This window comes from Streptomyces sp. M-16, assembly GCF_052114405.1.
Lineage (GTDB): Bacteria > Actinomycetota > Actinomycetes > Streptomycetales > Streptomycetaceae > Streptomyces.
The window spans coordinates 1-311 of the sequence record NZ_JBFRER010000372.1 but is presented as its reverse complement, the minus strand read 5'-3'; the positions used below and the strand labels follow the sequence as shown (position 1 = coordinate 311).

Sequence of the window (311 nt, the reverse complement as noted above, 5' to 3'; positions counted from 1 at the left end):
CCCACCTCCTTGAGAGGGTAAGGCTCCCAGTAGACGACTGGGTTGATAGGCCAGATGTGGAAGCCCGGTAACGGGTGGAGCTGACTGGTACTAATAGGCCGAGGGCTTGTCCTCAGTTGCTCGCGTCCACTGTGTTAGTTCTGAAGTAACGAACYGTGTCCATGCCCGGTTGGTTAACTTCATAGTGTTTCGGTGGTCATAGCGTTAGGGAAACGCCCGGTTTACATTCCGAACCCGGAAGCTAAGCCTTTCAGCGCCGATGGTACTGCAGGGGGGACCCTGTGGGAGAGTAGGACGCCGCCGAACAACAA

2 rRNA genes are annotated in these 311 nt (G+C 56.1%); both read left to right on the top strand.

From position 1 onward, the window contains the following. A 23S ribosomal RNA gene (locus AB4039_RS42625) occupies positions 1 to 114 on the top strand; the annotation flags it as partial. 74 nt (positions 115 to 188) lie between these two features. Next, a 5S ribosomal RNA gene (rrf, locus tag AB4039_RS42620) occupies positions 189 to 306 on the top strand. Positions 307 to 311 lie beyond the last annotated feature (5 nt).